Source organism: Arthrobacter sp. AK01, from assembly GCF_021109375.1.
GTDB lineage: Bacteria > Actinomycetota > Actinomycetes > Actinomycetales > Micrococcaceae > Arthrobacter.
The window spans coordinates 20,666-27,539 of the sequence record NZ_JAJOHP010000064.1; the positions used below are offsets into that span (position 1 = coordinate 20,666).

The 6,874-nt window shown below is 63.9% G+C and carries 7 protein-coding genes; 4 read left to right on the top strand and 3 right to left on the bottom strand.

The features are described from left to right. Positions 1-47: 47 nt before the first annotated feature. Positions 48-1,331, top strand: coding sequence for a citrate synthase (locus tag LN996_RS18790; protein ID WP_144648484.1), 1,284 nt, complete (start codon positions 48-50; stop codon positions 1,329-1,331). Here the strand turns inward: LN996_RS18790 and galE are convergent. Continuing rightward, complete coding sequence (gene galE, locus LN996_RS18795; protein ID WP_231341905.1) at positions 1,328-2,221, bottom strand: UDP-glucose 4-epimerase GalE; 894 nt, start codon at positions 2,219-2,221, stop codon at positions 1,328-1,330. The genes LN996_RS18790 and galE overlap by 4 nt on opposite strands. A gap of 80 nt (positions 2,222-2,301) precedes the next feature. On the opposite strand from galE, the gene LN996_RS18800 reads away from it, so the two are divergent. Continuing rightward, positions 2,302-2,925 (top strand): TetR/AcrR family transcriptional regulator, encoded by a 624-nt coding sequence (locus tag LN996_RS18800; protein WP_231341906.1) that lies wholly within the window; start codon positions 2,302-2,304, stop codon positions 2,923-2,925. Between the two features lie 100 nt (positions 2,926-3,025). Then, a complete protein-coding gene (locus LN996_RS18805; protein ID WP_231341907.1) occupies positions 3,026-3,637 on the top strand; it encodes a hypothetical protein in 612 nt (203 codons plus the stop codon). A gap of 21 nt (positions 3,638-3,658) precedes the next feature. On the opposite strand, the gene LN996_RS18810 is transcribed toward LN996_RS18805, so the two are convergent. Beyond that, positions 3,659-4,501, bottom strand: a complete 843-nt coding sequence (locus tag LN996_RS18810; protein WP_231341908.1) for a hypothetical protein — start codon at positions 4,499-4,501, stop codon at positions 3,659-3,661. Between the two features lie 13 nt (positions 4,502-4,514). Then, positions 4,515-5,540, bottom strand: a complete 1,026-nt coding sequence (gene dapD / locus LN996_RS18815) for a 2,3,4,5-tetrahydropyridine-2,6-dicarboxylate N-succinyltransferase (RefSeq protein ID WP_231341909.1) — start codon at positions 5,538-5,540, stop codon at positions 4,515-4,517. 95 nt (positions 5,541-5,635) lie between these two features. Between dapD and dapE the strand changes: the two genes are divergently transcribed. After that, on the top strand, positions 5,636-6,760 hold the full coding sequence (gene dapE / locus LN996_RS18820; RefSeq protein ID WP_231341910.1) for a succinyl-diaminopimelate desuccinylase: 1,125 nt from the start codon (positions 5,636-5,638) through the stop codon (positions 6,758-6,760). Positions 6,761-6,874 lie beyond the last annotated feature (114 nt).

The following is a 6,874-nucleotide window of genomic DNA, read 5'->3' on the forward strand; positions in this document are numbered from 1 at the left end:
TGGACAAGCGTTCGATAGAGGCCCAAAGGCCTCATGAAGGGGACTCCATGACTGAGACCACCAGCGCAACACTGCGCCATGCCGGCGGCGAACTCGAACTGCCGCGCATCCAGGTTGTAGAAGGAAACGAAGGCTACGACGTTTCCAAGCTGCTGAAGCAGACGGGCGCCGTTGCCTATGACCCCGGCTTCATGAACACAGCGGCCACCACCTCGGCCATTACCTACATCGACGGCGACGCAGGCATCCTGCGCTACCGCGGCTACCCGATCGAGCAGCTCGCGCAGCACTCGAGCTTCCTCGAAGTTTCCTACCTGCTGATCTACGGCAACCTTCCCACCCCCACGGAGCTGGAAGAGTTCGATCAGCGCATCCGCCGCCACACGCTCCTGCATGAAGAGCTCAAGGGCTTCTTCGGCGGGTTCCCGCGCGACGCACACCCCATGCCGGTACTGTCCTCGGCTGTTTCGGCATTGTCCACGTTCTACCAGGACTCGCTGGATCCGTTCAACGCGGAGCACGTGGAAGTTTCCACCATCCGCCTCATGGCCAAGCTGCCCGTCATTGCCGCTTACGCCCACAAGAAGTCCATCGGCCAGCCGATGCTCTACCCGGACAACTCCATGAACCTGGTGGAGAACTTCCTGCGTCTGAGCTTCGGCCTCCCGGCTGAGCAGTACGAAATGGATCCGGTAGTCGTCAAGGCGCTGGACCTGCTGCTCATCCTGCACGCTGACCACGAGCAGAACTGTTCCACGTCCACCGTGCGTTTGGTGGGTTCGTCCAACGCGAACCTCTTCGCGTCGGTGTCCGCCGGCATCAACGCACTCTTCGGACCCGCCCACGGTGGAGCCAACGAGGCCGTGCTGAAAATGCTCCGCCAGATCCAGGCCGACGGCATCAAGCCCGAGGATTACATGGAGAAGGTCAAGAACAAGGAAGACGGCGTCCGCCTCATGGGCTTCGGACACCGCGTGTACAAGAACTACGATCCCCGCGCCAAGATCATCAAGGCAACGGCCCACGAAGTTCTCGGCAAGCTCGGCGGCAACGACGAACTGCTGGACATCGCCATGCGCCTCGAAGAGAAGGCCCTGGCTGACGACTACTTCATCCAGCGCAAGCTCTACCCGAACGTCGACTTCTACACCGGCCTCATCTACAAGGCCATGGGCTTCCCGGAGAAGATGTTCACCGTGTTGTTCGCCATCGGGCGCCTCCCGGGCTGGATTGCCCAGTGGCGCGAAATGATCAACGACCCCCAGACCAAGATCGGCCGCCCGCGGCAGCTCTACACAGGGGAGCCGGAGCGCAACTACCCGGCCAACTAGTACCAGGCCTTATAACGACGGCGGCCGGTGATCTCATAAGGAATCGGCTGACCGACGGCCTTCTCGAAGGAGCGCAGGACCTCCAGGACAGAGGAGCCGCGGCCGGAGCCGAGGTTCCAGCGGCGCACGCCGGCGCGCTCTGCGATGTAGTTCAGGGCTGCTACGTGTCCATCCGCCAGGTCCACCACGTGGATGTAGTCCCGCTGCGCGGTGCCATCGGGGGTGTCGTAGTCCCCACCGAAGACCATCAGCTTTTCGCGGCGTCCGACGGCTACCTGCGCAATGAATGGAACGAGGTTGTTCGGGATGCCTTGGGGGTCCTCGCCGATGCGGCCGGACGGGTGCGCGCCCACCGGGTTGAAGTAGCGCAGCAGTGCGATATGCCAGCGGTCGTCCGCGTTGCCCAGGTCCGAGAGGATGTCCTCGATCTGTTCCTTGGTGCGGCCGTACGGGTTGTTCGCGCCGATTTCCATCTTCTCGATGTAGGGGATCGGGTTGTGCTCGCCATACACCGTTGCAGAAGAACTAAAAACGATGGAGCGCACATTGTGCTTGTCCATGGCCCGGAGCAGGTTCAAGGTGCCCACGATGTTGTTGTAGTAGTAAGCCAGGGGTTCCTGAACGGACTCTCCCACGGCCTTCAGCCCGGCGAAGTGGATGACGGCGTCGATCTGGTGCTGGTCGAACACGGCCTCAACTGCGGGCTCGTCCACCAGGTCCACCTTGTGGAACGCGGCGGTTTTGCCGGTGAGCTCCGAAACCCGGCGGAGGGATTCCTCGCTGGAGTTCACGAGGTTATCAAGCACGACGACGTCGTGGCCGGCTTCCTGAAGGGACAAAACGGTGTGGGAACCGATGTAGCCGGTGCCACCCGTGACAAGAATTTTCATGGTTCCTACGCTAGCGGAAATCGGAGCCACGCCGCTCTGTGTTGAGCGGTGTTGAAGCACGTTCGTGCTAAAAACTATTAGTGCCCAAAATAGTTGATGCCGAAGCCCGGCGCCTTGATGTTGTCCACGCTGTATTCCGGATCATTGCCAGCGATGGCCTGGAGCGGGCATCCCTTAGGGAAGTAGCGGACGAGGCAGGACTGGCCGTGGGTTCCGTCCGGCACTACTTTGCCAGCAGCGACGACCTCCTGGTCTTCTCGTTTGGCGCAGTGATCGACCGCATTGCCGGACGGCTTGAATTAGCGCTGACAGTAGTCGAGCAACAGGCGGGTGGCAGCCCGGAACAGCATGCCGCTGTCCTCAACCTGCTGGGACAGTTCCTGCCGTTGGACGAGGAACTCGCAGTGGATGCCTGCGTGTGGATGGCGTTCAGGCACGCTGCCCGGATCAAGCCCGTCCTGGCGGCCGAAGCCGAGCGCAGCCACCGCACCGTAGCGGCCGTCGTCGGGCGTTTGATCATGCTCCTGAGCCCTGGGGGTGCGGACGTCCAGGAAACCCTCGTCATCGAAGCCGAGCGGCTGTTGGCCACGATGGATGGGCTGTGCATGCATGCGCTGCTGCAGCCGGAATGGATGACGGCGGAAATGTGCAGCGACGTCCTCACCGCGCACCTGCGATCCCTGGGTGCAGTGCCGGCGCACTAGGACGGGTGCTTCCGTCAACCAGTGCCGCCCCGCCACTACCGTCCAGACTCAACGGGAATAGACTGGGACTTGTCGGGAACCTGCCAAGGGAGGAATTCGGATGCATGAGTCAGGCGGCCCGGGATGGCGCATCACCATGGACACGTCCGGGCCGATGCTCATCGCCCTGTACTTGCGCGATGTAGCTGGACTGGACGGTGCCGGAAAACCGAGCCTGTCCCACGCAGCCCCCAAAGTCCGGCATGCGGACCACACCCACCTCACCTCTGACGTAGGCGGCGTCCAGGCCCTCAAGACTGAATGGGAGGCCTGGTGGGAGAAATTGGTGAGGTCGTATCCCCAACCGGCTCATGAGCTTTCACCGCCAAGCTTCAAGGCGTTCGGCAATTCCCCTGCACTTCAACGGGTCTTGCAGGCCCACTTTGGCTCGGCCTTGGGCTGGGCCACAGACAGGATTGACGAGTACGCCGATCTTGAGGCCGCCAGGGAAGCCAACGGCGTGACGCAGGTGTTGAACGAAATGGTGGAGGACCGGCTCCTGGAAGTCGGCCGCAGCTCCCGCGACTTCGACCTCACGATCATTGAACTTCCCCTCAATGAACCCCGTGCGTGGTACTTGGAGCCCAGCACCATGATCATGAGCCACAGGCTGCTGTCAGAGCCCGATGTGTTCCGTAGCTACGTCCAGCCGGTGGTGGAGATCCTCGCCTGAAGGACGTTGGGGAAGCAGTGCTTAGGTGGTGGGCGCCGACACCGTAACGGTGACCGTTTCAGAAGGCGCGGCCGCGGCCTGCCACCCATTCCGCTTCTCGCGGTTCCACGTCTGTCCGCCTACGTCCACCTGCGTGATGGACAACGACTTGGCATTCGCCACGGCCCAGTGGGCCACTGCCCACGCCTGCGTGCCCGTGACGTCCAGCTGGACCGTACGGCCCTGTACCGTAGCCGCTTGGGTGCCGAACGCCGTCGTGATTTCATCCACGACGGCGGCAGGGTCACCAGCTGCGTCGGGCATGCGCAATTCGCAGTCCAGCGATGATTCAGAGTGCCCTGTAAGGGCCGACGCGAAAGCGCGGCCCATGCCCTCGTGCTGGGCGTAGGCGCGGGGGAAGGCCGACCGTTGGACAGCTTGGGCCGCCTGGGTGATTTCCATGGTCTCGAAACCGGGAACTTTGACCAGGCCGTCGTAGAAAGCATTCGTTGCATAGACCGGGTCCATGACTTGGGCCTCGGTGCCCCAGCCTTGTGATGGCCTCTGCTGGAACAGGCCACGGGAGTCGGGGCCCGCCTCATCGCCATAATTAATGTTCCGGAGCCGCGATTCCTGCATGGCGGTCGCAAGGGCTATGCTCGCCGCCCGGGGCGGCAGCCCGCGTTGGACGGAGATCGCGGAGATCAGCGAAGCGTTCGCTGTTTGATCCGTGGCCAGCTCATGACTGTCTGAACCCACGACGGCGACGCAGCGCTCCGTGACCAAGGTCTCGGAGCGCTGCAGCACAGCAACGATCGCGTAGATGGCACCTGCTACGAGGGCCAAGGCCAGCACCGCAACGATGGCGCGGCGGAACCGGCGCACGGAGGTCCTCCTGCTAGTTGGCGTGAAGAGCCTCGTTGAGCTCTACCGTCTGGCCCTTGCGGGGAAGGACTTCCACGCCGCCTGTGGTGGAGTTACGGCGGAAGAGCAGGTTGGGCACGCCGGAGAGTTCCACGGCCTTGATGATCTTGCTGGTGTCCTCGCCATTTTCGTCCTTGGGTCCGGGGACGCGCACGCGGGTACCGGCGGTGACGTAGAGGCCGGCCTCCACTACTGAGTCGTCGCCGATGCTGATGCCCACACCGGAGTTCGCGCCCAGCAGTACTCGTTCGCCCAGTGCGATCTTTTCCTTGCCGCCGCCGGAGAGCGTGCCCATGATGGAGGCTCCACCGCCAACGTCGGTGCCATCGCCGGCAACGACGCCGGCCGAGATGCGGCCCTCCACCATGGAGGTGCCCAGGGTGCCTGCGTTGAAGTTCACGAAGCCTTCGTGCATGACGGTGGTGCCCTCGGCGAGGTGCGCACCCAAACGGACGCGGTCGGCGTCGGCAATCCGCACGCCGGTGGGGACAACGTAGTCGACCATGCGCGGGAACTTGTCCACTCCATAGACCACCACGTTGCCGCGCTTACGCAAGCGGGCGCGGGTCAGTTCGAAACCATCAACGGCGGCCGGGCCAAAGTTGGTCCACACGACGTTGGGCAGCTTGCCGAAGACGCCATCCAAGTTGATGCTGTTCGGCGTGACCAGGCGGTGGGACAGCAGGTGCAGGCGCAGGTAGGCATCGGCAGTGTCTGCCGGTGCGGCGTCGAGGTCAATCTGCGCGAAGACCACTTTCTGCTCCGTGCCACGATCGGCATCCTTGCCGTCGTTGGCCAGTGCAGTGAGCGCGGGATCGGCGTTCTCAACATCGCGCAGGGTATCTGCCGCCACACCAAGTGCGGGTGCGGGGTACCAGACGTCCAGCACGGTTGCTTCCCCGGAAGCCGAGGTGGCGATGGTGGCGAGGCCGAAGCCATAAGCCGATCGGGGGTTGGCGGGCGCGGTTGCGGGCACAGCAGAGGAAGCAGTTTCAGTCATGGGCCAAGTCTATCCAGCAGGCAGAGGTCGGTTAAAACCCGTCTCATGCCGTAGAAGTCGCATTTGTGGTTGTTTCCGGGGATTAGGCTGGACGGGTGACCCTGAACCCTGCTCCCGCCCTCCTTGACCTGCGCCAGGACGTTGCCTTGCTGACGGCCGCGATCATTGACTTCAATAGTGTCTCCGGCAACGAGACCGAACTGGCAGACGCCGTTGAGACCGCATTGCGTGCCATCCCCGCCTACACGGTGGTCCGGGATGGTGACGCCATCATCGCCCGAACCGAACTCGGCCGCGCTGAACGCGTCATCCTCGCAGGGCACTTGGACACTGTTCCCCTGCCCACGGTTGACGGATCGTTGGGCACAGTACCGGCCACCTGGGAGTCCGGCGTTCCCGGCGAAGGTGTGCTCTACGGCCGCGGGACCACCGACATGAAAGGCGGCGTCGCGGTGCAGCTCGCCCTCGCGGCAACGTTGTTCGACGACGGTCGGGAGCCGGACAAGGACGTCACCTTTGTCTTCTACGACCATGAGGAAGTGGAGGCGGTGAAGAGCGGCCTTGGCAGGTTGGTGCGCAATCACGGCGACTTGCTGGATGGCGATTTTGCCATCCTCCTGGAACCTACGCACGGCACGGTGGAAGGCGGGTGCAACGGAACCAGCCGTTTCGAAGCCACCACCATCGGCGAAACAGCCCACTCTGCGCGAGCATGGATGGGCGTCAACGCGATCCACGCCGCCGCACCGATCCTTGCCCGGCTGGCCGCCTACGAACCCCGGACCATCAACGTTGACGGCCTCGACTACCGCGAAAGCCTCAACGCCGTGAAAATCAAGGGGGGCACGGCCGGGAACGTCATCCCGGACCGCTGTGTGGTGGAGATCAACTACCGCTTCGCTCCGGACAAGACACCGGACCAAGCCGAAGCGCACGTCCGCGAGCTGCTGGAAGGCTTCGACGTCGTCCGCACAGACGCTGCCGCGGGCGCGCGCCCGGGCCTCAACCACCCCGCCGCCGCGTCCTTCGTTGCCGCAGTGGGCGCTGAGCCCAAGCCCAAATACGGTTGGACCGACGTCGCGCGTTTCAGTGAACTCGGCATTCCGGCGGTGAACTTCGGACCAGGCGACCCGCTGCTGGCGCACAAGGACAACGAACACGTCGACGCCGATGCCATCCGTGAGTGCCTCCGCGCACTGCGGACCTGGCTGGCTGGCTAAGACGTACGCAGACAAAGAAGAAGGTGGGCCGGCGGGGGGGGGGGGGGGGGGCGGGGGGGGGGGGGGGGGGGGGGGGGGTGGGGGGGGGGGGGGGGGGGGGGGGGGGGGGGGGGG

What these genes read in the sequence shown, in the direction of transcription:
- LN996_RS18790 (WP_144648484.1), top strand. Translation starts at nt 48, where the DNA reads ATGACTGAGACCACCAGCGCAACACTGCGCCATGCCGGCGGCGAACTC.
- LN996_RS18805 (WP_231341907.1), top strand. Translation starts at nt 3,026, where the DNA reads ATGCATGAGTCAGGCGGCCCGGGATGGCGCATCACCATGGACACGTCC.
- dapD (WP_231341909.1), bottom strand. Translation starts at nt 5,540, where the DNA reads ATGACTGAAACTGCTTCCTCTGCTGTGCCCGCAACCGCGCCCGCCAAC.
- galE (WP_231341905.1), bottom strand. Translation starts at nt 2,221, where the DNA reads ATGAAAATTCTTGTCACGGGTGGCACCGGCTACATCGGTTCCCACACC.